21 protein-coding genes are annotated in these 22,786 nt (G+C 65.9%); 7 read left to right on the plus strand and 14 right to left on the minus strand.

Annotated features, from left to right (window positions below):
• Window positions 1–28 precede the first annotated feature (28 nt).
• The 9 genes from IE126_RS00780 to coxB all read right to left on the minus strand — a co-directional run bounded on the left by IE126_RS00780 (window position 29) and on the right by coxB (window position 7,550).
• Window positions 29–613, minus strand: a complete 585-nt coding sequence (locus IE126_RS00780; RefSeq protein WP_054303733.1) for a GNAT family N-acetyltransferase — start codon at window positions 611–613, stop codon at window positions 29–31.
• The gene (locus tag IE126_RS00785) at window positions 613–1,872 is read right to left on the minus strand and encodes a M16 family metallopeptidase (protein ID WP_189379910.1); all 1,260 of its coding nucleotides are present in this window, start codon (window positions 1,870–1,872) and stop codon (window positions 613–615) included. The genes IE126_RS00780 and IE126_RS00785 overlap by 1 nt, the downstream gene beginning before the upstream one ends.
• On the minus strand, window positions 1,869–3,254 hold the full coding sequence (gene thrC, locus IE126_RS00790; RefSeq protein WP_189379911.1) for a threonine synthase: 1,386 nt from the start codon (window positions 3,252–3,254) through the stop codon (window positions 1,869–1,871). Before thrC ends, IE126_RS00785 begins: the two co-directional genes overlap by 4 nt.
• A gap of 9 nt (window positions 3,255–3,263) precedes the next feature.
• Window positions 3,264–3,929: an SURF1 family protein gene (locus IE126_RS00795; protein ID WP_189379912.1), complete on the minus strand. Its 666-nt coding sequence runs from the start codon at window positions 3,927–3,929 to the stop codon at window positions 3,264–3,266.
• Window positions 3,930–4,020: 91 nt separating this feature from the next.
• Window positions 4,021–4,824, minus strand: a complete 804-nt coding sequence (locus IE126_RS00800) for a cytochrome c oxidase subunit 3 (protein ID WP_054303737.1) — start codon at window positions 4,822–4,824, stop codon at window positions 4,021–4,023.
• 21 nt (window positions 4,825–4,845) lie between these two features.
• Complete coding sequence (locus tag IE126_RS00805; RefSeq protein WP_189379913.1) at window positions 4,846–5,421, minus strand: cytochrome c oxidase assembly protein; 576 nt, start codon at window positions 5,419–5,421, stop codon at window positions 4,846–4,848.
• The gene (locus IE126_RS00810) at window positions 5,421–5,636 is read right to left on the minus strand and encodes a hypothetical protein (protein WP_054303739.1); all 216 of its coding nucleotides are present in this window, start codon (window positions 5,634–5,636) and stop codon (window positions 5,421–5,423) included. The genes IE126_RS00805 and IE126_RS00810 overlap by 1 nt, the downstream gene beginning before the upstream one ends.
• Before the next feature lies 1 nt (window position 5,637).
• Complete coding sequence (cyoE, locus tag IE126_RS00815; protein WP_189379914.1) at window positions 5,638–6,585, minus strand: heme o synthase; 948 nt, start codon at window positions 6,583–6,585, stop codon at window positions 5,638–5,640.
• A 77-nt stretch (window positions 6,586–6,662) separates the two neighbouring features.
• Window positions 6,663–7,550: a cytochrome c oxidase subunit II gene (gene coxB, locus IE126_RS00820; protein WP_054303740.1), complete on the minus strand. Its 888-nt coding sequence runs from the start codon at window positions 7,548–7,550 to the stop codon at window positions 6,663–6,665.
• A gap of 175 nt (window positions 7,551–7,725) precedes the next feature.
• On the opposite strand from coxB, the gene tldD reads away from it, so the two are divergent.
• Entirely contained in the window at window positions 7,726–9,147 is a 1,422-nt protein-coding gene (gene tldD, locus IE126_RS00825; RefSeq protein WP_189379915.1) for a metalloprotease TldD, read from the plus strand.
• A 170-nt stretch (window positions 9,148–9,317) separates the two neighbouring features.
• Here tldD and IE126_RS00830 read toward each other — a convergent pair whose 3' ends face one another.
• Window positions 9,318–9,797: a VOC family protein gene (locus tag IE126_RS00830; protein WP_054303742.1), complete on the minus strand. Its 480-nt coding sequence runs from the start codon at window positions 9,795–9,797 to the stop codon at window positions 9,318–9,320.
• Window positions 9,798–9,880: 83 nt separating this feature from the next.
• Window positions 9,881–12,220 (minus strand): Tex family protein, encoded by a 2,340-nt coding sequence (locus IE126_RS00835; RefSeq protein WP_189379916.1) that lies wholly within the window; start codon window positions 12,218–12,220, stop codon window positions 9,881–9,883.
• A gap of 252 nt (window positions 12,221–12,472) precedes the next feature.
• On the opposite strand from IE126_RS00835, the gene IE126_RS00840 reads away from it, so the two are divergent.
• The 6 genes from IE126_RS00840 to IE126_RS00865 all read left to right on the plus strand — a co-directional run bounded on the left by IE126_RS00840 (window position 12,473) and on the right by IE126_RS00865 (window position 20,250).
• Window positions 12,473–13,438: a TAXI family TRAP transporter solute-binding subunit gene (locus tag IE126_RS00840; RefSeq protein ID WP_407645958.1), complete on the plus strand. Its 966-nt coding sequence runs from the start codon at window positions 12,473–12,475 to the stop codon at window positions 13,436–13,438.
• A gap of 90 nt (window positions 13,439–13,528) precedes the next feature.
• The gene (locus IE126_RS00845; protein ID WP_189379917.1) at window positions 13,529–15,619 is read left to right on the plus strand and encodes a TRAP transporter permease; all 2,091 of its coding nucleotides are present in this window, start codon (window positions 13,529–13,531) and stop codon (window positions 15,617–15,619) included.
• A 3-nt stretch (window positions 15,620–15,622) separates the two neighbouring features.
• Window positions 15,623–15,994, plus strand: a complete 372-nt coding sequence (locus IE126_RS00850; RefSeq protein WP_189379918.1) for a DUF1850 domain-containing protein — start codon at window positions 15,623–15,625, stop codon at window positions 15,992–15,994.
• A complete protein-coding gene (gene lhgO, locus IE126_RS00855; protein WP_189379919.1) occupies window positions 15,991–17,190 on the plus strand; it encodes an L-2-hydroxyglutarate oxidase in 1,200 nt (399 codons plus the stop codon). Before IE126_RS00850 ends, lhgO begins: the two co-directional genes overlap by 4 nt.
• Window positions 17,191–17,197: 7 nt before the next feature.
• Window positions 17,198–18,937 (plus strand): sensor histidine kinase, encoded by a 1,740-nt coding sequence (locus IE126_RS00860; RefSeq protein ID WP_189379920.1) that lies wholly within the window; start codon window positions 17,198–17,200, stop codon window positions 18,935–18,937.
• Complete coding sequence (locus IE126_RS00865) at window positions 18,934–20,250, plus strand: sigma-54-dependent transcriptional regulator (RefSeq protein WP_189379921.1); 1,317 nt, start codon at window positions 18,934–18,936, stop codon at window positions 20,248–20,250. The genes IE126_RS00860 and IE126_RS00865 overlap by 4 nt, the downstream gene beginning before the upstream one ends.
• Before the next feature lie 3 nt (window positions 20,251–20,253).
• On the opposite strand, the gene purU is transcribed toward IE126_RS00865, so the two are convergent.
• The 3 genes from purU to IE126_RS00880 form a co-directional block, all read right to left on the minus strand.
• A complete protein-coding gene (gene purU / locus IE126_RS00870; protein ID WP_054303748.1) occupies window positions 20,254–21,138 on the minus strand; it encodes a formyltetrahydrofolate deformylase in 885 nt (294 codons plus the stop codon).
• A gap of 207 nt (window positions 21,139–21,345) precedes the next feature.
• Window positions 21,346–21,681 carry an Hpt domain-containing protein gene (locus IE126_RS00875; RefSeq protein ID WP_054303749.1) on the minus strand — a complete coding sequence of 112 codons (336 nt, stop codon included), beginning with the start codon at window positions 21,679–21,681 and terminating at the stop codon, window positions 21,346–21,348.
• A 19-nt stretch (window positions 21,682–21,700) separates the two neighbouring features.
• The gene (locus IE126_RS00880) at window positions 21,701–22,705 is read right to left on the minus strand and encodes a response regulator (protein ID WP_054303750.1); all 1,005 of its coding nucleotides are present in this window, start codon (window positions 22,703–22,705) and stop codon (window positions 21,701–21,703) included.
• Window positions 22,706–22,786 lie beyond the last annotated feature (81 nt).

Consider the following 22,786-nt stretch of genomic DNA (forward strand, 5'->3'; position numbering starts at 1 on the left):
AATTTCTTTGCAAGAAATTTGCCCCGGCTCAACCCGCATCGGTGCGGCCGCGGCGGTCGCTGCGCAGGTTGGCGTAAAGCACATGGTTGCGCCAGCGGCCCGCGATTTGCAGATAGCTTTGCGCCACGCCCTCATATTTGAAGCCGCATTTTTCCAGTACCCCACGCGAGGCGGCGTTTTCCGGCAGGCAGGCGGCCTCGATACGGCTGAGGTCCAGCGTGGTGAAGGCATGATGCACGATGGCGCGGATCGCCTCGCGCATGTAGCCGCGCCGCGCATAGCGCTCGCCGACCCAATAACCCAGTGTCCCGGCCTGCACCGGACCCCGGCGGATATTGTCGAGCGTGATCGCCCCCAGCAGCACCTGATCGTCGCGGCGGATCATCAGGACCGGCAGTGCCGTGCCCTGCGCCTCGGCCCGCTTGGCCCAGTAGACGCGGTTGGTAAAGGCCTTGCGGCTGAGGTGATCATGCGCCCAGACGGGCTCCCAGGGCGCGAGGAAGGCCGCGCTTTCCTGTCGCAGATCGGCCCAGGCACGGTAATCTGAATGCGTCGGCAGGCGGAGCGTCATCCGCTCGGTCTCGATCCGCGGCTTTGCCCTCAGGCCGATCATCAGGCGGCGAGCCTGTCGCGGATCGCCTCCAGCCCCGGAGCGCGTTCCACCGGGCCGTAAAGCGCCAGCGCCACTCGCGAGCCGGTCAACGCGGCACCATAGCGCTGGACATCGGCGGTGGAGACCGCGTCAATCCGCGCCACAGCCTCATCCACCTCAGGCACCCGGCCCCAGATCGACAGCAGGCGGGCATTCCGTTCCGCCCGCGCCGAGGGGCTTTCGAGGCCCATCAGCAGCCCGGCCTTCAGCTGTGCCCGCGCACGGGCAACTTCGGCCTCGGTCATGTCATCGGCGGCGCGTTTCAACTCGTCCAGCGTCAGAGTTGTCAGATCGGCAATCTCGTCCTCAGAGGTACCCGCATAGACGGTGATCGAGCCGGTATCCTCATAGGCGCCGGATTGCGCGAAGATCGAATAGCACAGGCCACGCTCCTCGCGGATCTTCTGGAACAGACGCGAGGACATGCCGCCCCCCATCGCCATGGAATAGACCTGCGCGGTGAAGACATCGGGGTCACGATAGCCCGGCGCCTCGAAGGCAAGGGCGAAATGCACCTGCTCCAGCCCCTTGACCTCGCGCCGCTCCCCACCGCCGAAGCGCGCGGCTTCCAGCTGCGGCAGACCGACCGGGCGCAGGGCGCCGAAGATTTCGGTCGCCTGGGCGACAATGGCGTCGTGGTTCACCCCGCCTGCGGCGGCGAGGATCATCTGGTCCGGGCCATAATGCTCCGCCACAAAGCGGCGGAGATCGGCGCGACCAAAGGCGGACACCCGTTCCGTCGGGCCCAGAATGGTGCGGCCGAAGGGCTGATCGGGGTAGCTGACTTCCTGAAGCCAGTCGAAGATGATGTCATCGGGCGTATCCAGCGCCTGACCGATCTCTTGCAGGATCACATGACGTTCAGTCTCGATTTCCTTCGCGTCGAACACCGGGTTCAGCACGATGTCGGAAATCACATCCAGCGCCAGCGCCACATCCCCTGACAGGACACGCGCGTAATAGGCGGTCATTTCCTTCGATGTATAGGCGTTGATATAGCCGCCCACATCCTCGATTTCCTCGGCAATCCGCAGGGCGCTGCGCTTTTCAGTACCCTTGAAGGCCATATGTTCCAGGAAATGCGCGATGCCGTTCTGATCGGCCCGTTCATGCCGCCCGCCCGCCGTGACCCAGATCCCGACCGAGGCCGATTGCAGCCCCGGCATGTCCTCGGTCACGATGCGAAAGCCGTTGGGCAGGGTAGTGATGCGAAGCGTCAACGCGCGATCCTTTCGCGGACGAGGGTTTGCAGCGCGGCAAGGTCGTTCGGCACCCGCGTCACCCGTTCGGGCCGGTCGAACAGATCCGCCATGCGCGGCGGCAGCGCCGGGCGAATGCCGGTCGCCTGTTCCACCGCATCGGGGAATTTGGCAGGATGGGCGGTCGCCAGCGTGACCATCGGCACGGTGCCCAGATGATCCGCTGCCACCTTCACGCCCACGGCGCTGTGGGGGCACAGAAGCTCGCCGGTCGCGGCGCGTTCGGCACGGATGGTGGCCAGCGTCTCCTTCTCCGAGCAACGGCCCGAAGCGAAGGTGGCGCGCAGGCTTTCCAGCGCGCCCTGGCTGATGCGGAAGCCGCCCGATTTCATCTCGTCCATCAGTTGCGCCACGGCGGCGCCGTCGCGGCCATAGGCATCGAACAGCGCGCGTTCGAAGTTGGACGAGACCTGAATGTCCATCGAGGGGCTGATCGAGGGTTTCACCCCGTTCGTCTCATAGACACCGGATTTCAGCGCGCGGTCCAGAATATCGTTCTGGTTGGTGGCGATCACCAGTTCCGCAATCGGCAGACCCATGCGCTGCGCGATATAGCCCGCGAAGATGTCGCCGAAATTTCCGGTCGGCACGGTGAAACTGACCTTGCGATGCGGCGCACCGAGGCTGGTCGCGGCCGAGAAGTAGTAAACCACCTGCGCCAGAACCCGCGCCCAGTTGATGCTGTTCACACCCGCCAGCCGCACGCCGTCGCGGAAGGCATGATCGTTGAACATGTCCTTGAGCCGCGCCTGACAGTCATCGAAATCGCCATCCAGCGCCAGCGCATGCACATTCGCCTCGGTCGGTGTGGTCATCTGACGGCGCTGCACCTCAGACACGCGGCCATGCGGGAACAGGATGAACACATCCACATTCGCCAGCCCCTTGAAGGCCTCGATGGCCGCCGAGCCGGTATCGCCGCTGGTCGCGCCGACGATGGTGATGCGCTCACCCGATTTGGCCAGCGCCGCCTGCATCATCTGGCCGATGATCTGCATGGCGAAATCCTTGAAGGCCAGCGTCGGCCCGTGGAACAGCTCCAGCAGAAAATGGTTGGGCGCCAGTTGCTTGAGCGGCGCGCGCGCCGGATGGCCGAAGCCCTGATAGGCCTTGGCAATCAGGCTGCGAAACTCGGCTTCCGAAAACAGATCGCCCATGAAAGGGCGCATCACGCGAAAGGCGATTTCCTCGTAGGGCAGACCCGCCAGCGCGGCGATGTCATCGGCAGTGAACTGCGGCACGGTTTCGGGCACATAAAGCCCGCCGTCACGCGCCAGCCCCGTCATCATCGCTTCGCCGAAAGTCAGAACGGGCGCCTGCCCGCGGGTCGAGATATAGTGCATCGCCTCGCCTCATGCGTTCCGGCGTCTGATACGCCAGAGAAACAGAACTGTCATCCCCGCCCATGCGACCGCAAGCAGAAACCACGTCAGCGCATAGCCCAGATGATCGTTGGGAATACCCGAAGTATCGACCGGCAGCGGCGCGATTTCCGGCACGACTGGTTCACGCGCGACAATCAATGTCGGCTCTGTGCCAAGCCTGACCGCCATGGCCGGCACATCGCGGGCGAACCACAGGCCCGTCACCGGATTCGGTTCGGGCGTGAAGCTGTCTTTTTCCTCGGGCCAGTGCAGGTTGCCCACCACGCGCACGGGGCCTTGCGGCAGGTCCAGCGGTTCACCATCCGGCACGAAGCCCAGATCGACCAGCACGCGGCGCCCGCCGGTCTCCAGCACACCGATGAGCCGGTGCCCCGGCCCCACCAGCTTGCGCGAGGCCAGCACCTTCAGCCCCTCGCCGGTCATCCGCCCTTCGGCCACCACCGGAAGATAGCGGTCACGCGGGGATTCGGGATGATCGGGCAGCAGCACCGGCGCGGCGGCAATGCGCGCCTCGATCTCGGCCAGCACGCCTTCCTTCCAGTGCAGGCGCTGCATCTGCCAGCTGCCCAGACCAATCAGGATGGCACAGCCGACAAGGCCGAACAGCAGCGGCAGGATCATGCGGCGGGTCATCGGAGCCTCGGAAAAAAGAAAAGCGCGCGCCTTTTACAAGGCCCGCGCCCGGGATGGAAGGGCGCCGGGTCGCGTGACCCGGCACCGGAGATCAGCCCTGACCCCAGACGTAGATCGCGGCGAAGAGGAACAGCCACACCACGTCCACGAAGTGCCAGTACCAGGCAGCCGCCTCGAAGCCGACATGCTGCTCCGGGGTGAAGTGGCCTTTCAGCGCGCGGATCAGGCAGACGGTCAGGAAGATCGTGCCGATCACGACGTGGAAGCCGTGGAAGCCGGTCGCCATGAAGAAGTTCGCGCCATAGATGTTGCCGGCAAAGCCGAAGGCGGCGTGGCTGTATTCATAGGCTTGCAGGATGGTGAAGAACACACCGAGGATGATGGCCAGCGCCAGACCGTTCACCAGATCCTTGCGGTTGTTCTCATGTGCCAGGGCATGGTGCGCCCAGGTCGCCGCCGCGCCCGAGCACAGCAGGATCAGCGTGTTGATCAGCGGCAGGTGCCAGGGGTCGAAAGTCTGGATGCCTTCCGGCGGGAACACGCCGTCAACGATGGGCGACATCGGCCCCATCGGATAAAGCGCGTGTTTGAAGAAGCTCCAGAACCAGGCGGCGAAGAACATCACTTCGGACATGATGAACATGACCACGCCATAGCGCAGACCGATGCGCACCACCGGGGTATGATCGCCCTCCTGCGCTTCCTTCACCACATCGGCCCACCAGCCGAACATGACGTAGAGCACCATGACAAAGCCGATCAGCCCCATCCACGGGCCCGAGCCGTGCATCCACAGCACCGCACCGAACAGCATGACGAAGGCACCGACCGAGCCGAGGAACGGCCAGATCGACGGTGGCAGAACGTGGTAATCGTGGTTCTTGGCGTGAGCCATTGGAGGTCCCTCGTTGTCTTGTCAGTTTACCGCGCCCGTCGGGGGGGCGGCCAGCGCAGCCTGACTTTCGGGCAGCGCGGTTTCGTGGAACGTGTAGGACAGCGTGATTTCCTGCACGAATTTGCCTTCCGGGTCTTTGACGATCTCGGGATCGACGTAGAACGTCACCGGCATGATCGCGGTTTCGCCCGGTGCCAGCACCTGCTCGGTAAAGCAGAAACAGGCGATCTTGGTGAAATAGCCACCGGCGGAGTCCGGGGTGACGTTGTAGCTGGCGGTGCCCGCCACGGTGCGGTCGGTCGGGTTATGCGCCTCGTAGAAGGCAAGTCCGGTTTCCCCGATCTTCAGCCGCATGGAATGCTGCTGCGGCTTGAAATCCCAAGGCATGCCCGCCTCTTTCGAGGCGTCGAAGCGCACGAGGATCTCACGGTCCAGCACCACATCCGGTGCGCTCGTGGCGACCGAAGTGGTGCCCGCAAAGCCGGTGACGCGGCAGAACCAGTTGTAGAAGGGCACAGCCGCGAAGCTGAGCGCGCCCATGGTCAGCACGACGCCGACAAGCAGACCTGCGGTGCGTCCGGGCGAACGGTTGGTCATCAGTTGCTTCCCCCCTGCTGCTGGCCAGCCTGCGGCAACGGCACCATTTCGGGCCGCACCACATGATCGAAGGCCTGCATCGGATCGCCGCGCGTAACCTTCACGACGGTCAGACCGAAGACCAGCACCACGAAGGCCACCAGAACGAGACCCAGCCCGACATTGCGGCCAAAGCGGCGGCGGTGCAGGTCGTGGGTGGGTTTGAGCGTGGCCATGTCACCAGCCTCCGAAACCATAGGAATGCAGCGCCGCCTCGACCAGAAGCGCCACGAAATGCAGGAAGAGATAGAGCAGCGAGAATTTGAAGACCGCTTTCTCGGTGGCATAGCCATCGGCCTCGGCCGCAGCTTCGTCCCGGCGCCAGATCTTCCAGGCGCCCCAGAGGAAGCCCGCGTTCAGCGCGGCCGAAACCGCCAGATAGACCGGCCCGCCGATCGAGGTAAAGCCGGTCGCCAGCGCGAAGGGCACAAGTGCGACCGTGTAGACGAGGATATGGTTGCGGGTGACCCGCTTGCCATGCGTCACGGTCAGCATCGGCACACCGGCCTTTTCGTAATCGCTGTTCATGAACAGCGCCAGCGACCAGAAATGCGGCGGCGTCCACATGAAGATCAGCATGAACATCAGAACCGCCTCGACGCTGATGCTGCCGGTCGCGCAGACCCAGCCGATCATGGGCGGGAAGGCCCCCGCCGCGCCGCCGATCACGATGTTCTGCGGGGTCGAGCGTTTCAGCCACATCGAATAGATGACGGCATAGAAGAAGATGGTGAAGGCCAGCAGCAGCGCGGCCAGCGTATTGGCGGCGAGCCACAGCATCATCACTGCAAGGCCCGACAGCGCCAGACCGAACCCCAGCGCCTCGCCCGGCTGCACAAGGCCCGCCGGAATCGGGCGCCCCTTGGTGCGGCGCATCACCTGGTCGATATCGGCATCCCACCACATGTTCAGCGCGCCCGAGGCCCCTGCCCCCAAAGCGATGAACAACACGCAGGTGAAGGCCACCAGCGGATGCAGCGAGACCGGCGCGACCAGCAGGCCGACCAGCGCGGTGAAAACCACCAGCGACATGACACGCGGCTTCAGAAGCGCCACGAAATCACCGAAACCGGCTTCGGCCGGTCCGGTCTCGCTGCCGAGGCTGTTGGCGTGGATATCGCTCATATCCGGCTGTCCCCTGGTGGGATCGGGCGGCGGCACCCCGAAGGCCCGCCGCCCGACCGCAAAGTCACATCAGTCTATCAGTTGTTCGCGGCGACCTGCACGGCGGCAGGGGCGGCGATGGAGGAGAGCTGCACATCGCCTGCCTTGGCCTTGGCGAGCCATTCGGCATACTTCGCCTCAGACACAACCTTGACGGTGATCGGCATATAGGCGTGGTCCTTGCCGCAGAGTTCCGAGCACTGACCGAAGAACACACCCTCGATGTCGGCTTTGAACCACAGCTGCGCCAGACGGCCCGGCACCGCGTCCTGCTTCACACCGAAGGCCGGAATGGTCCAGGAATGGATCACGTCGGCGCCGGTCACCTGCATCACGACGGTCTTGCCGACCGGCACGACCACGGCGGTATCCGTCGCCAGCAGGTAGTCGGTTTCATCGTAGCCGTATTGCGCCAGCTGGTCTTTCTCCAGCTTGAAGCTCTCGAAGGCGACCGGATCGGTGCCGTCATTTTCCGGGGTGATGCCGTCCTGCACATATTCATAGCCCCAGTACCACTGGTAGCCGGTCACCTTGATGGTGATGTCAGCCACCGGGATTTCCTGTTGCTTGAACAGGATCGGCAGCGAGTAGCCGCCGATGACCAGCAGAATGATGATCGGCACCACGGTCCACGCAATCTCGATGGGCGTGTTGTGGGTGAAGGTGGCGGGTTTCGGATTGGCGCGACGGTTGAAGCGGACAAAGCAGTAGACCATCAGCGCCGTCACGAAGAGCACGATGCCGGTGATGATCACCAGAATGAAGTGGTCGAGCCAGTGGATGTCGGCCGCGAGTTCCGTCGCCGCCGGCTGGAAGCCCAGCTTGCCGTCGACCGGACGGCCGAGCACCGGCAGGTCCTGAGCCAGGGCGGCGCCCGCGACGGCCATCGCAGCCACACCGGCAGCGAGACCCGAAAGGTTCTTCATGAGTCGCATCTTTCTATCCCGTTCGAAGTGCGGCTTATCGTCCGCTTTTCGGCCATGCCCGATGCCCGGGCAGAATCCCGTTGTTTCTGCTTGTGTTGAAACCATATTAGGCAGGAAACGACAAGCAAAACCGTGCGACACTCGGTCGCCGTTTGACATGGATCAAGGACTTCACATGACAGCCAACGCCTTCCGACCGTTCGACATGTCGCTGGATGCGGCGGCAGCGCTGGCCATACTGCGACAGGCTGTCGCAGGGGCTGAAGATGGCGAGCTGTTTCTGGAACGTCGCCGCTCCGAAGCACTGGTGCTGGATGATGGTCGGGTGAAAACCGCCTCTTATGATGCCTCCGAAGGGTTCGGACTGCGCGCCGTCCGGGGCGAGGTCGCAGGTTATGCCCATTCAACCGAAATCTCCGAAGCCGCCATGCGCCGCGCCTCCGAAACCGTGCGGCTGGCGGTGGGCGACGGCGGCGGCGTGATGGCCCCTCCCCCCAAGGGCACCAATGCACGGCTTTATACCGACGCCGATCCGATGCTGGACGCGAGCTTCGCCGCCAAGATCGACGTGCTGAAGGAAATCGACGCCTATGCCCGCGGCCTCGACCCGCGCGTGATCCAGGTTTCCGCTACAATCAGCGCCGGTTTGCAGGAGGTGGAGATCCTGCGCCCCGAGGGGCTGCGCTTCGCCGATGTGCGCCCGATGGCGCGGCTGAACATCTCGGTCATCGTCGAACAGGCGGGGCGGCGCGAGTCGGGCGGCATGGGCGGCGGCGGCCGCTTCGGCCTTGCCACCCTGCTTGACCCCGGCCACTGGCAACCTGTCGCACGCGAGGCGCTGCGCATCGCACTGGTGAACCTTGAGGCCGAACCCGCCCCGGCGGGCGTCATGGACATCGTGCTTGGCCCCGGCTGGCCCGGCATCCTGCTGCATGAGGCCATTGGCCACGGGCTTGAGGGCGATTTCAACCGGAAGGGCACCTCGGCCTTTGCCGGTCTGATGGGCCAGCGCATCGCCGCCCCCGGCGTTACCGTGCTGGACGATGGCACCCTGCCCGACCGGCGCGGCTCGATCTCGGTCGATGACGAGGGCACGCCCTCGAACCGCACTGTCCTCATCGAGGACGGCATCCTCACGGGCTACATGCAGGACCGCCAGAATGGCCGTCTGACCGGCACCGCCAGCACCGGCAACGGGCGGCGCGAAAGCTTCGCCCATATCCCGATGCCGCGCATGACCAATACCTATATGCTCGGCGGTGACACCGATCCGGCGGCGATCCTTGCCGATCTGAAAGACGGCATATGGGCCGTGGGTTTCGGTGGCGGGCAAGTCGACATCACCAACGGCAAGTTCGTGTTCTCCTGCACCGAGGCCTACCGGGTGAAGAACGGCAAGGTCGGCGCCCCGGTGAAAGGCGCCACCCTGATCGGCGACGGCGCCACCGCCCTGCGCAACATCCGTGCCATCGGCAATGACATGAAGCTCGACCCCGGCATCGGCAATTGCGGCAAGGCCGGGCAATGGGTGCCGGTGGGCGTGGGGCAGCCGACCCTGATGATCGGCGGGCTGACCATCGGCGGCTCGGCGGCCTGAGACGAAGAAAGGGGGGCTGTCTGCCCCCCTCTGAGCCTTCGGCTCATTCACCCCCCGAGGATATTTGCGGACAGAAAATGGACGAGTGGAACATCTGAAATTTTCTGTCGAAAAATATCCTCGGGGGTGAGCCCCGCAGGGGCGAGGGAGCAGACAGCCCCCTTTCTTCGTCAGCCACGCCGCGCGGCGTCGATGGCGGCGACATCGATCCGGGTCATATCCATCATGGCGGCAAAGGCGCGCGCGGCCTCTGCGCCACCTGCGGCCAGCGCCTCGGTCAGGGTGCGGGGGGTGATCTGCCAGTTCATCCCCCAGCGATCCTTGCACCAGCCACAGGCACTTTCCCGGCCACCGTTCCCGACAATGGCATCCCACAGCCGGTCAGTTTCCGCCTGATCCTCTGTGGCGATCTGCAGGGAAAATGCCTCGGTCTGCGGGAAGGCGGGGCCGCCGTTCAGCCCGATGCAGGGCAGACCGCAGATGGTGAATTCCACCGTCAGCACATCCCCGGCCTTGCCCGAGGGGTAATCGCCGGGCGCGCGATGCACCCTGCCCATATGGCTGTCGGGAAAGGTGGCGGCGTAAAACCGCGCCGCCGCCTCGGCCTCACTGTCGAACCAGAGGCAGAGCGTTGCCTTGGGCTGTGTCATGGCCTGTCCTTTCGCAAGACTGTAAAAGTTCAGTCTCGCATCCTTTGGACAGGTTGCGAAGCGCCGTGATCAGGGATGAGCGGTCAGCGGCCGAATTTGCCCTTCAGCGCATCGGCAAAGGCATTGCCACCCGCGCCGCCCGCCCCCCCTTTCGGACCCGAGGACATCGGCCCGCGTGGTGCGGGCTTGCCGCCCTTCGGCCCCTGCGGCCCGCGTTCGGCGGTGCGTTCCCGCGCGCTGTCGCGGGCGTCGGCGCTGTCCTTGCGCATGGTCAGGCCGATGCGCTTGCGTGGCACGTCCACCTCGACCACGCGGACCTTCACCACATCCCCCGCCTTCACCACCTCATGCGGATCTTTCACAAAGCGGTCGGCAAGCTGGCTGACATGCACCAGCCCATCCTGATGCACGCCAATATCCACAAAGGCACCGAAGGCCGCGACATTGGTCACCGTGCCTTCCAGCATCATGCCGGGTTTCAGATCCTTGATATCCTCCACCCCGTCGGTGAAGGTCGCCGTCCTGAAGCTCGGGCGCGGGTCGCGGCCGGGTTTTTCGAGTTCGGACAGGATGTCCTGCACCGTGGGCAGGCCGAATTTCGCGTCGATGAAATCGCGCGGGTTCAGCCGTTTCAGGGCGGCGCTGTCCCCCATCAGGGCGCGGATGTCGCGGCCGCAGGCGGTGACGATGCGGCGCGCAACGTCATAGGCTTCGGGGTGCACCGAAGAGGCATCCAGCGGTTCCTTGCCGCCGGTGATGCGCAGGAAGCCCGCCGCCTGTTCAAAAGCCTTCGGCCCCAGCCGCGCGACCTTCAGAAGTTCGCGCCGGGTGGCGAAGGGGCCATTGGCGTCGCGATGCGCCACGATGCTTTCCGCAAGCCCCGGCCCCACGCCCGACACCCGCGCCAGAAGCGGCGCCGAGGCGGTGTTGAGATCCACCCCAACCGCGTTCACCGCATCCTCGACCACCGCATCAAGCTGGCGGGCAAGGCGGTGCTGATCCACGTCATGCTGATACTGGCCGACACCGATGGATTTCGGTTCGATCTTCACCAGTTCCGCCAGCGGGTCTTGCAGCCGCCGGGCAATCGACACCGCGCCACGCAACGAGACGTCCAGCCCCGGAAACTCCTTCGCCGCCATTTCCGACGCGGAATAGACCGAGGCACCGGCCTCACTCACCACCACCTTCACCGGCTTTTCGCCGGGCAGATGCGCCAGCAGGTCCGCCACCATCTTTTCCGTCTCGCGGCTGGCGGTGCCGTTGCCGATGGCAATCAGCTTCACCCCGTGTTTCGCGATCAGCTGCGCAATCGCCACCTGCGCGCCGCGCAGGTCGTTCTTCGGCTGGAACGGATAAACGGTATCGGTCGCCAGCAACTTGCCGGTCGCATCCACCACCGCCACCTTCACCCCGGTGCGGATGCCGGGATCGAGGCCCATCGTGGCCTTGCCACCCGCAGGCGCAGCCAGCAGCAAATCCTTGAGGTTGCGGGCAAAGACGCGGATCGCCTCTTCCTCGGCCCGTTCGCGCAATTCGCCCATCAGATCGAGCGTCAGAGAGGTTTTCAGCTTGACCCGCCAGGCCCAGCTTGCCGCCTCGCGCAGCCATTGGTCGCCCGCCCCGGTGCTACCCGCCTGAAGCGCGGCGCCGCACATACGTTCAGCGGGTGACTGGCCGCGCGGAGCCTCGGCATCAATTTCCAGATCGAGGGTCAGCACCCCTTCGTTGCGACCGCGCAGCATGGCCAGCACCCGGTGCGAAGGCGCAGTTTCCCATTTCTCGCGGTGATCGAAGTAATCCGAGAATTTGGCGCCTTCAGCCTCTTTCCCGGCGACCACGCCCGCCTTGATCTCGGACACCTGTTTCATGTGCCCGCGCAGACGGCCCAGCAGATCGGCGTTTTCGGCAAGGGCTTCCGCCACGATGTCGCGTGCGCCCTCCAGCGCGGCTTTCACATCCGGCACCGCCTCGGTGATGTAGCCCGCCGCCAGCGCGGCGGGATCGGCGGAACGGTCGGCCAGAATGGCCTCGGCCAGTGGGCCAAGGCCGTTCTCGCGCGCGATCATGGCACGGGTGCGGCGCTTGGGCTTGTAGGGCAGATAGATGTCTTCCAGTTCGGCCTTGGTCTCGGCCCTGGCGATGCTGGTGGCCAGATCATCGGTCAGCTTGCCCTGTTCGGTAATCGACCCGAGGATGGCCGCGCGCCGCGCCTCCATCTCGCGCAGATAGGTGAGGCGGTCGGCCAGCGTGCGCAACTGCGTGTCATCCAGCCCACCCGTCACCTCCTTGCGGTAGCGCGCGACGAAGGGCACCGTGGCGCCGCCGTCCAGCAGTTCGATGGCGGCCCCGACCTGCGCGGGCTGCGCCCCGATCTCGCGGGCGATGACAAGGGGAATGCGGCGCGCGGCGTCCTGAATCACTGATGGCTCCGTCAGAATGTGGGAGCGCGACCATAGCCCCGCCGCCCCCGAAGGCAAGAGCGGCCGCGCGCCGGATCTGGCGAAATCCCGCCGCGGCGCTGGCGGCGGATTGCGACGAAAGTGCCTGTTACGCGGCCGTGAGCGGTTGTCAGGCCAGCCCGCTTTGTGGAACCCTTCGCCCGTTGACCCCGTGAGGAGACGGGGCCGAACCGGAGGCCGCAGCCGATGCGGCCCGCAATGGGAGGATACCACATGACGAAATCCATGGGCGGATTGCGCCGTTTCCGCATGGCCATGCTGGCCGGTGCCGTGGCGCTGAGCCCGGCCGCCGTGCAGGCCGACCAGTTCATCAACATCCTGACCGGAGGCACCTCTGGGGTGTACTACCCGATCGGGGTCGCGCTGTCGAAAATCTATGGCGACGGGATCGAGGGCGCCCGCACCCAGGTGCAAAGCACCAAGGCCAGCGTCGAGAACCTGAACCTGCTGCAACAGGGCAAGGGCGAATTTGCCATCGCGCTTGGCGACTCGGTCAAGATGGCCTGGGAGGGCAACGAGGAAGCGGGCTTCAAGGCGCCGCTGTCCAAGCTGCGCGGCATTGCCGCTGCCTATCCGAACTATATCCAGATCGCGGCCTCGTCCGAGGCGGGCGTCAAGACGCTGGCCGATCTGAAGGGCAAGAGCCTGTCGGTCGGTGCCGCGAAATCGGGGACCGAACTGAATGCCCGCGCCATCCTTGCCGCCGCGGGGATGAGCTATGACGATCTGGCCAAGACCGAATACCTGCCCTTCGCGGAATCGGTCGAACTGCTGAAGAACCGTCAGCTGGATGCGACGCTGCAATCGGCCGGTCTGGGGGTTGCCTCGCTGAAGGATCTGGCGACATCGGTGCCGACGACCATCGTGGCGGTTCCCGCCGATGTGGTGGAAAAGATCGGCGCGCCCTATATTCCGGCCACCATCCCGGCGGGCACCTATGAGGGCCAGACCGAGGATGTGCCGACCGCCGCCGTGGTCAACTTCTTCCTCACGCATGAGGATGTGCCGGAAGAAACCGTCTACCAGATGACCAAGCTGATGTTCGAGCACCTGCCGCAGCTTGTGGCGGCGCACAAGGCAGCCGAGGCCATCTCGCTGGAAACGGCCACGCAGGGCATGCCGCTGCCGCTGCATCCGGGGGCCGAACGGTATTACCGCGAAGTCGGCCTGATCAAGTAATCCGGCCTGCCCGCTGCGATCACGGCGCGCGCCTTGCGGTGCGCGCCGGTTGCGCACCCCTGACCCCATTTCCCCCGAGGGCATGACGCCATGACCACCCCCTCTCCCGCCGCGGCCGAGGCTGCGAACGCCACATTTCACGATCCGCTGGCCGAAGGCTTTCCCCCCTCCGCGCAGGGCAGGCTGCTGTTCTGGATCGCCGTTGTCTTTTCCGCTTTCCAGATCGCCACTGCCGCGCATCTGATCGACATGCCAAGCCAGGTCGTGCGCGCCGTGCATGTGGGCTTCCTGATGCTCCTTGGCTTTCCGCTGCTGGCGCTGGCCAAAGGGGCCGCACCCTCGATCCGCCTGCTGGCCTGGGGTCTTGCGGCGGCCGGGGTCGCGGTCGCGTTCTACCAATGGTGGGAATATGTGCCGCTTCTGATGCGGGCGGGTGATCCGCTGCCGCGCGACATCGCCTTCGGGACGCTGGCCATCGCGCTGACCTTCGCCGCCGCCTGGGCCATGATGGGGCCTGCATTGCCCCTGATCGCGGGGACGTTCCTCGCCTATTGCCTGTTCGGCCAGCATCTGCCCGCGCCGCTGGATCATCGCGGCTATGATTACGCGCAGGTGATCGACCATATGGGCTTTGGCACCGAAGGCATCTATGGCGTGCCGACCTATGTAAGCTCCAGCTACATCTTCCTGTTCATCCTGTTTGGTGCCTTTCTGGAAAAGGCCGGGATGATCAAGCTGTTCACCGATGTCTCGCTGGGTCTTGTCGGGCACCGGATGGGCGGTGCGGCCAAGGTCGCCGTGTTGTCCTCGGGTCTGATGGGCACGATTTCCGGCTCGGGCGTCGCCAATGTGGTGACCACCGGGCAATTCACCATCCCGCTGATGAAGCGTTTCGGCTATCGCCCCGCCTTCGCGGGCGGGGTGGAGGCCACGGCCTCCATGGGCGGGCAGATCATGCCGCCGGTCATGGGCGCGGTCGCCTTCATCATGGCGGAGACGCTGGGCGTCGAATATGTCGAGGTGGTGAAGGCCGCGCTGATCCCGGCGATCCTCTACTTCGCCGCCGCCTTCTGGATGGTGCATCTGGAGGCGGGGCGGATGAACCTGCGCGGCCTGACGGCGGCGGAACTGCCCTCGCCGCGCAAGGCGCTGCGCGAGGGCTGGCACCTGATCCTGCCGCTGGCGGTGCTGGTCTGGCTGCTGTTTTCCGGCTACACGCCGCTGTTCGCGGGCACCGTGGGGCTGGGGCTGACCGTCATGCTGATCCTCGGCGCCTCGGTGGCGCTGGGTCTGCCTGCGGGGGCGATCCGCTATATCTTCTGGATCGGGCTGGGCCTCATCGCTGCCGCCTTCCTGAAATTCGGCATCCATATCGTCGCGCTGGCAGTGGCCGCGCTGGTGGTCGCGAATATCTTCGTCGCGGGAGGCCGCAAGACGCTGGCCGATGTGCGCGACGCGCTGGCCGATGGTGCCCGCACCGCGCTGCCGGTAGGCATCGCCTGCGCGCTGGTGGGCATCATCATCGGCACCATGACGCTGACCGGCGCCGCCAATACCTTCGGCCAGTTCATCGTGGGTGTCGGGGAAAAGAGCCTGTTCCTCAGCCTGATCCTGACCATGATCACCTGTATCGTGCTGGGCATGGGCATCCCGACCATCCCGAACTACATCATTACCTCCTCCATCGCCGGGCCGGCGTTGCTGGAGCTTGGCGTGCCGCTGATCGTCAGCCACATGTTCGTGTTCTACTTCGGTATCCTCGCGGATCTGACGCCGCCGGTGGCGCTGGCCTGCTTTGCCGCCGCCCCCATCGCCAAGGAGCGCGGGCTGACCATCAGCCTCAACGCGGTGAAGATCGCGGCGGCGGGTTTCGTGATCCCCTTCATGGCGGTCTATACCCCCGCGCTGATGTTGCAGGAGGGCGGGCCGCTGGCCTCGGAAATAGGCTATATTCCCGCCGTCGCCTATATCGTGCTGAAAGCGGTGCTGGCGATCGGGCTTTGGGGGGCTGCGGTCATCGGCTGGCTGGGTCACAGGCTCGCGGTATGGGAGCGGGTGCTGGCCATGGTGGCGGCAGCGGCGCTGATCGCGGCGCTTCCGGCCTCGGACCTCGCAGGCTTCGTGCTTTGCGCCGCTTTCGCCGCGCTGATGTGGCGCGCGCGCGGCGCCCGCCCGGCCTGAGCCATGGGAAGCTGCCTGATCGCGGGGGCGATGACACTCGCCCTCGCCTCGCCCGGCTTCACACTGAGCTGGACGCATTCAGTTGAAAAGATCACCTGGCGCGAAAGCTGGGCCATCACCGGAACCGGGCTGCGGCTGGCCGAGGCCGCCGTCAAAGGCTCCGGCGCGGGGATGGAGCCGGGCGACGGCGCCGTCCTGCGGAATGGCTGGTGGGTCTGGGTGCCCGACCTGCCGGAACTGGCCGAGCTGCACCTTGCCGCCTCGGGCGCCACCGGCGCGGGCTGGCGGTTGTGTGACAGCGCCGGAACATGCCATGAGATTGGGGCAGCACCGGGCCGCGCCCTGCGCCTTGCCCCCTGCGGAGCGACGGAATGACCGAGACAGCCGATATTGCCATTCTGGGCGGCGGCATCGTGGGGCTGGCCACCGCGCTGACCCTGCAATCCCGCCTGCCCGGCGCGCGGATCGTGGTTCTGGAAAAGGAAGCCGCCCCCGCGCTGCATCAAACGGGGCGCAATTCCGGCGTGATCCATGCCGGGGTTTACTATGCCCCCGGCAGCCTGAAGGCCCGCTTCTGCCGGGAAGGTGCCGAGGCCACCCGCGCCTTCTGTGACGAACATGGCTTGCCCCATGAAACGACCGGCAAGCTGATCGTGGCGACGGGAGAGGACGAGCTGCCCCGCATGCGCGCCCTGCTGGCGCGCGCGCAGGCCAATGGCATCGCCATTTCCGAAATCGCCGCGACCGAGGCGCAGGAATGGGAGCCGAATATCCGTGTCGCCGGGGCGCTGTGGTCCCCCGATACCGGCATCGTGGATTTCGGCGCAGTGGCGCGGCGGATGGCTGATCTGTTCACCGCACGCGGCGGCGCGATCCGGCTGAACACCCGCGTCACCGCAGCCCACGAGGATGCTGCCGGTATCCGGCTGACCACGCCTTCGGGCGAGGTTCATGCCGGGCGCGCGGTGATCTGCGCGGGGCTGCATGCCGACAGGATGGCGGCGGCGATGGGGCTGGACCCCGGCTTCCGCATCATCCCGTTCCGGGGTGAGTATTTTCGCATCCGGAACCAGCCCGCCGATCTGGTGCGCCGGCTGATCTATCCTGTGCCCGACCCCGAACGCCCCTTCCTTGGCGTGCATCTGACGCGCAAGATGGATGGCGGGTTCACCGTGGGGCCGAATGCCGTGCTGGCCATGAAACGCGAAGGCTATGCCAAGACCGACATCTCGCCCGCCGATCTGGTGGCGACCTTCGGCTGGCCGGGGTTCTGGCGCATGCTAGGCCGCAACCTCGGCCCGGCACTGTCCGAGCTTTCGGCCTCGGTGCTGCGCGGCCTCTATCTGAAGAAGGTGCAACGCTACTGCCCGCGCATCACCGGCGCCGACCTCACGCCCTACCGCGCCGGGGTGCGGGCGCAGGCGGTGGCGCGCGACGGCAGGCTGATCGACGATTTCCTGTTCCTGCGCGGGCGGCATTCGCTGCATGTCTGCAACGCCCCCTCGCCCGCCGCCACTTCGGCCCTGCCGATTGGCGCCCATATCGCCGATCAACTGCTGACGGAGGGCTGAGCCGCCGATGCAGTCCCCCCGCCCGATCCTGCTGCCCGTCCTTGCTGCGATCCTCGCAGCCGCGCTGACCTTTGCGGCGGCGGAGCGGCTGGGCTACCGGGCGGCAGCCGGGCGGCTGGATCAATCGCTCTTGCTGACGGCCCGCGCAGTGGAGGCAGAGATCGGCCGCTTCCGCGCGCTGCCCGATGTGGCGGGCGAGGATGCGCGCATCCGTGCCGCGCTGGCCGATCCCGCCGGGATTGGCGACGCGAACCTGTATCTGGAACGCATTGCCGCCCATACCGGGGCCGATATCTACCTCATCGCCGCCAATGGCCGCACCATCGCCGCGTCGAACTGGAACCGGCCGGAAAGCTTTGTCGGACAGGACTATAACTTCCGTCCCTATTTCCGCGATGCCATGGCAGGGGGTCAGGGCCAGTTCTATGCAATCGGCGTGACCACCGGCATTCCTGGCTATTTCCTGTCGCGCCGGATCGACAGCCCGCGCCGGGGCGTGCTGGTGGTCAAGATCGACCTGCGCCCCCTGCAAGCGACATGGCAGGCTGCCGGGCTGGAAACCGCGCTGGCGGATGCCGATGGCATGGTGTTTCTCTCGGGCCGCGCAGACTGGCTCTACCGCCCGCTTTCGCCGCTGCCGCAGCCTGTTCTGGACAGGGTCGCACGCGAACGCACCTGGGTCGGCACCGATCCCGCCGGGACGACGCCCCTGTTGCGCGCCGATGCGCCGGACGGCTTTCTGGGCGGCGCGGGCTGGATCGGCCGCGACGCCCCTCTGCCCGCCGAAGGCTGGCGCCTGATCGCCGCCACCCCTTCCGCCACCATCACCGCCATGGCCGCCGTCTGGGCGGCGGTGGCGGCCCTGGCAACACTGGCGCTGGCAGGGGCCGCGATGGTCTGGCAGCAGCGGCGGCAGATCCTCGCGCTACGACTGTCGCAATCGGAACGGCTGGAGGCGATGGTGACGGAACGCACCGCCGATCTGGCGCGCGAGGTCGAGGCACGTCGGCAGGCCGAGAACGACCTGCGCGCGGCGCAGGAAGGCCTGATCCATGCCGAGAAGATGGCTGCCCTTGGCCGCATGTCTACCGCCATCGTGCATGAGATCAGCCAGCCGCTTGCCGCGATGGAGGCGACGCTGACGGCGGCGGAAATCACGCTGCCCGCCGGTGAAAGCCGCACCGCCCCGCGCCTCGCCACCGCCAAGGGTCTGATCCGCCGCATGCAGCGCACCATCAAGCATCTGAAAAGCTTTGGCCGGAAAGAGCCGGGCGAGCGGCGGCTGACCGATCTTGGCCCGGTCATCGCCTCGGCCATCGAACTGGTCACGCCGCGCGCCCGTGCCGTCGGGGTCAACCCGGTTTTCGTGGCACCGGATGTGCCGCAACTGGTGATGGCGGGCGTGGTGCGGATGGAACAGGTGGTGGTGAACCTGCTTTTGAATGCACTGGACGCGGTGGAAGGCTGCACGACCGCCGCGATCACCGTGACGCTGGACAGCACGGGCGAAACCGTCCGCATCCGCGTCACCGACACCGGCCCCGGCATCGCGCCCGAGGATCTGCCCCGCGTGGCCGAGCCGTTCTTTTCCACCAAGCCCGGCGGCGCGGGGCTGGGCCTTGGCCTGTCGATCTGTCGCGCCATCGTTGGCGAGTTCGGCGGCGCGCTGACGCTGGCCTCGGAACCCGGTCGCGGCACCGAGGTCACCGTCACCCTGCCCGCCGCAACTGCCGAGGCCGCCGCATGACCCCCGCGCCCCTGTTCATCGTCGAGGATGACACCGATCACCTTGCCGCGCTTTGCGATCTGCTGGATGCGGCGGGCCATGCGCCGCAGGGCTTTTCAAGCGCGACAGCCGCACTGGCTGCGCTGGACACCGCGACGCCCGCGCTGATCCTCACCGATCTGCGGATGCCGGGCATGGATGGCATGGCGTTCCTGCGCGCGGTGAAGGCCCTGCCGGAACGGGATCTGCCGGTCATCATGCTGACCGGCCACGGCGACGTGGTGCATGCGGTAGAGGCGATCCGGGCCGGGGCCGAGGATTTTCTGGAAAAGCCCTATGATGCGGCGCATCTCGTCATGGTCATCGCGCGGGCGCTGGCGGCGCGGGCCACACGGGCCGAGGTGGCGCGGCTGCAAGGTGCGCTGGCCGGGGACGGGCCGGAAATCCTTGGTGAAAGCCGCCCCATCCGCGCCTTGCGTGATCGCATCGCGGCGCTGGCGCCGCTGGATATTGACGTGGTGATCACTGGTGAGACCGGCACCGGCAAGGAACTTGTGGCCCGCGCCCTGCATGACGGCAGCCCGCGCGCGCGCGGCCCCTATGTCGCGGTGAACTGCGCCGCCCTGCCTGACAGCATGGTGGAAACCCTGATGTTCGGTCATGCCGAAGGCGCCTTTCCCGGCGCCGGCCCCGCCCGCCCCGGCAAGCTGGAGGCAGCGCAGGGTGGCACGCTGATCCTTGACGAGGTGGAGGCGCTGGCGCCCCCCGCACAGGCAAAGCTTCTGCGCGCGCTTCAGGAACGCAGCGTCGAGCGGCTGGGCGAGGTAACTGCGCGGGCGCTGGACCTGCGGGTGATCGCCATATCGAAAACCGATCTGCGGGCGGCGGCACAGGCGGGCAGTTTCCGCCCCGATCTGTTTTACCGCCTTGCAGGCGCCGAGATCGCCACGCCACCCTTGCGCGAAACCGGCGAGGATATCGCGCTGATCTTCAGCCATTACGCCCAGCTTGCCGCACGCCGCTATGGCCGCCCCGACCCGGAGCCGGGCTGGGCCTTCCGACGCGAATTGCTCCGGCGCGGCTGGCCCGGCAACATGCGCGAGCTGAAGGCGGCGGCGGAAGCCTTTGCGCTGGGCCTGCTGGATCTGCGCGCCGACGACACGCCCGCCCTGCCCGATACCACGCTGGCAGACCGGGTGGCGGCCTTCGAGGCGCGCGAGATTGCCGCCGCGCTGGACCGTTTTCGCGGCAATACCCTGCGGGTGGCCGATCATCTGGGCCTGCCGCGCCGCACCCTGAACGACAAGATGCGGCGCTACGGTCTGGGCGGCTGAGCCTCAGCCCATCCGTTCCGAGGCGTAAGACCCCGGCGAGGCCGGGAAGACCACGGTCTTGTTGCCATTCATGAAGGAACGGTGGTGGATATGGGCATGGATCGCCCGCGCCAGCACCTGCGCCTCGACATCGCGGCCAAGGCTGACGTAATCCTCGGCGCTTTGCGCATGGGTGATGCGCACGATGTCCTGTTCGATGATCGGGCCTTCGTCCAGATCGGCGGTGACATAATGCGCCGTCGCACCGATCAGCTTCACGCCGCGTTCGTAAGCCTGCTTGTAGGGATTGGCGCCCTTGAAGGACGGCAGGAAGGAGTGGTGGATGTTGATGATCTTGCCCGACATCTTCTTGCACAGCGCATCCGACAGCACCTGCATGTAGCGCGCCAGCACCACAAGCTCGGCCCCGGTATCCTCGACCACCGCCATCAGCTGCGCCTCGGCCTGCGGCTTGTTGTCCTTCGTGACCTTGATGCAATGGAACGGCAGGTCATGGTTCACCACGACCTTCTGATAGGTCATGTGGTTCGACACCACGCCCACGATGTCGATGGGCAGCGCGCCGATGCGCCAGCGATACAGCAGGTCGTTCAGGCAGTGCCCGAAGTTCGACACCATGAGCAGCACCTTCATGCGCTCGGCCTGATCGTGGATTGCCCAGTCCATCGCGAAGGGTTCTGCCACGGCGGCAAAGCCCTCGCGCAGCGCAGCCAGCGCGGCGCCGGTTTCGGGACGGAAGCTGATGCGGGCAAAGAACTTGCCGGTCAGCGCATCGTCGAATTGCGCGGAATCGGTAATGTTGCAGCCGCTGTTCGCAAGAAAAGTGGAAACCGCCGCAACGATCCCGCGACGGGATTCGCACTGCACGGTCAGCACATAGGTGGTCATGCCGGATGTCCTTTCAGGAGGAGGAGGGACGGAACCGGGGACATCCGGCGCCGACGGAGGCCGGGACGGCGCACCCCTGCCCGCCCGAGATCCGTCTTCAGGGATATCACGATCCCCTCCTGCGACAAGATGTCCAAACGACACCCTCTCGCCTGCAATCGCCATGTGCTCCGGTCGGGAAACCTGCCGGGGCGGAAGCCCGGCGATTCAGCCCTGCACGATCAGGGCCATTTCGCCCAAAAGATCGTCGATTTCATCCAGAAGCGCCGCAGGGGGACGCAGGGCGCTGGTGCTGCGGTGGCTCTGAATCGCCAGCTCGGTCTGGCGCGAGAGCTGCCCCAGATCCCCGAACCCCATGGTCGCCGCAAGCCCGGCGATACGGTGCGCGCCCTGCATCAGTTCGTCCAGCAGCGGGCGCGCATCGGCCGCGCTGTCGATCTCGTCGCGCAGCGCGTCAAACCGATCCAGCCGCGCCGAAAGATCGGCCAGAAACCGCGGGCGGATTTCGGCGATCTTGCGGGCGATGATTTCGGCCTGTTGCATGGCGCTCCTCTTGCGACCGTCAGAATGCCATCGAGAAAACGCGCGAGAACAGGCTGCGGGCCGTCGACGGACGGGCATGGCGCACGCCCGGCTTCGGCTGGTTCCAGGTCAGATCCTCGACCGCGCGCTGCATCTTGGCCACGGCATCGCGGCCCGATTTCGTGATGCCCACGGAAATCGGCTTGCCGACCGCCACGCGCACCTCGATGGGCTGCTGCTTGTCGTCGATCAGGTCCAGCTGGTCGATCAGCACATTGATCATCATTTCAATGTCGTCGAAATCGTGCTGTTCCGCAAAGGCGATGACACCGGCGAAGGCGCCGTTGCCCGCGTAGGCCATGATGCATTCGGTCTGTGCCAGCGCCGACAGCGCACATTCCGCGACATCGGCAAGGATATCGCGGAACAGCATGGGCGAGCAGCGGGTATAGATGTCGCCGACATCGACGATCCGCATGGCCAGCACGCTGGTTGCGAAGAAATCGCCGCGCGACAACTGCAGAAGGTAATTCTGCAACGCCATGTAGTCGATCAGCCCGTCCACATCTTCCAGCACCACGGGCTCGGACAGAGCGGCACGATACCGTTCCTCAAGCTGCGCGTTCAGCGCCTTGATCTGAAGGCTGCTTTCGCGCACCTGCCGCGTGCTCTGATACTGGCGCTCGGCCAGACGCACGCGCGTCACCACTTCGACCGGATCGAAGGGCTTGGTGACGTAATCCGACGCCCCGGCCTTGAACGCGGCGTCGATGAAGGTTTTTTCGCTCATCGAGGTGATCATCAGGATCGGCGCGGTCTGATATTGCGGGATCTTGCGAATCCAGCGGGCCAGCTCGATCCCGGTCACGCCCGGCATCATGATATCCAGCAGAAACCCATCGAACGGCTCGGTGGATTTGGTGATGATCTCGGCCGCTTCCTTTGCATCGCCAGCAGTCACGATATTCCCGTAACCATTCGCCTGAAGCGTGGTCTTGAGAAGTTCGAGGATCAGCGCGTCATCGTCGACAGCAAGTAGTCTCATCGGATTGTGCCCAGCCAGAGGGATGCTTTCGCATCTGCCCGCCAGCACACATGGCCGGACAGATGTCTCAACTTACTCTCC

The sequence above is a fragment of the Gemmobacter nanjingensis genome (genome assembly GCF_014652195.1).
GTDB classification, from domain to species: Bacteria; Pseudomonadota; Alphaproteobacteria; order Rhodobacterales; family Rhodobacteraceae; genus Gemmobacter; species Gemmobacter caeni.

Coding starts and splice junctions, on each gene's coding strand:
- IE126_RS00875 (WP_054303749.1), bottom strand. CDS start 21,681: ATGCAACAGGCCGAAATCATCGCCCGCAAGATCGCCGAAATCCGCCCG.
- IE126_RS00865 (WP_189379921.1), top strand. CDS start 18,934: ATGACCCCCGCGCCCCTGTTCATCGTCGAGGATGACACCGATCACCTT.
- IE126_RS00860 (WP_189379920.1), top strand. CDS start 17,198: ATGCAGTCCCCCCGCCCGATCCTGCTGCCCGTCCTTGCTGCGATCCTC.
- IE126_RS00880 (WP_054303750.1), bottom strand. CDS start 22,705: ATGAGACTACTTGCTGTCGACGATGACGCGCTGATCCTCGAACTTCTC.
- IE126_RS00805 (WP_189379913.1), bottom strand. CDS start 5,421: ATGACCAACCGTTCGCCCGGACGCACCGCAGGTCTGCTTGTCGGCGTC.
- IE126_RS00810 (WP_054303739.1), bottom strand. CDS start 5,636: ATGGCCACGCTCAAACCCACCCACGACCTGCACCGCCGCCGCTTTGGC.
- IE126_RS00800 (WP_054303737.1), bottom strand. CDS start 4,824: ATGGCTCACGCCAAGAACCACGATTACCACGTTCTGCCACCGTCGATC.
- IE126_RS00795 (WP_189379912.1), bottom strand. CDS start 3,929: ATGACCCGCCGCATGATCCTGCCGCTGCTGTTCGGCCTTGTCGGCTGT.
- purU (WP_054303748.1), bottom strand. CDS start 21,138: ATGACCACCTATGTGCTGACCGTGCAGTGCGAATCCCGTCGCGGGATC.
- IE126_RS00830 (WP_054303742.1), bottom strand. CDS start 9,797: ATGACACAGCCCAAGGCAACGCTCTGCCTCTGGTTCGACAGTGAGGCC.
- IE126_RS00840 (WP_407645958.1), top strand. CDS start 12,473: ATGACGAAATCCATGGGCGGATTGCGCCGTTTCCGCATGGCCATGCTG.
- tldD (WP_189379915.1), top strand. CDS start 7,726: ATGACAGCCAACGCCTTCCGACCGTTCGACATGTCGCTGGATGCGGCG.
- cyoE (WP_189379914.1), bottom strand. CDS start 6,585: ATGAGCGATATCCACGCCAACAGCCTCGGCAGCGAGACCGGACCGGCC.
- IE126_RS00780 (WP_054303733.1), bottom strand. CDS start 613: ATGATCGGCCTGAGGGCAAAGCCGCGGATCGAGACCGAGCGGATGACG.
- thrC (WP_189379911.1), bottom strand. CDS start 3,254: ATGCACTATATCTCGACCCGCGGGCAGGCGCCCGTTCTGACTTTCGGC.
- coxB (WP_054303740.1), bottom strand. CDS start 7,550: ATGAAGAACCTTTCGGGTCTCGCTGCCGGTGTGGCTGCGATGGCCGTC.
- IE126_RS00845 (WP_189379917.1), top strand. CDS start 13,529: ATGACCACCCCCTCTCCCGCCGCGGCCGAGGCTGCGAACGCCACATTT.
- lhgO (WP_189379919.1), top strand. CDS start 15,991: ATGACCGAGACAGCCGATATTGCCATTCTGGGCGGCGGCATCGTGGGG.
- IE126_RS00850 (WP_189379918.1), top strand. CDS start 15,623: ATGGGAAGCTGCCTGATCGCGGGGGCGATGACACTCGCCCTCGCCTCG.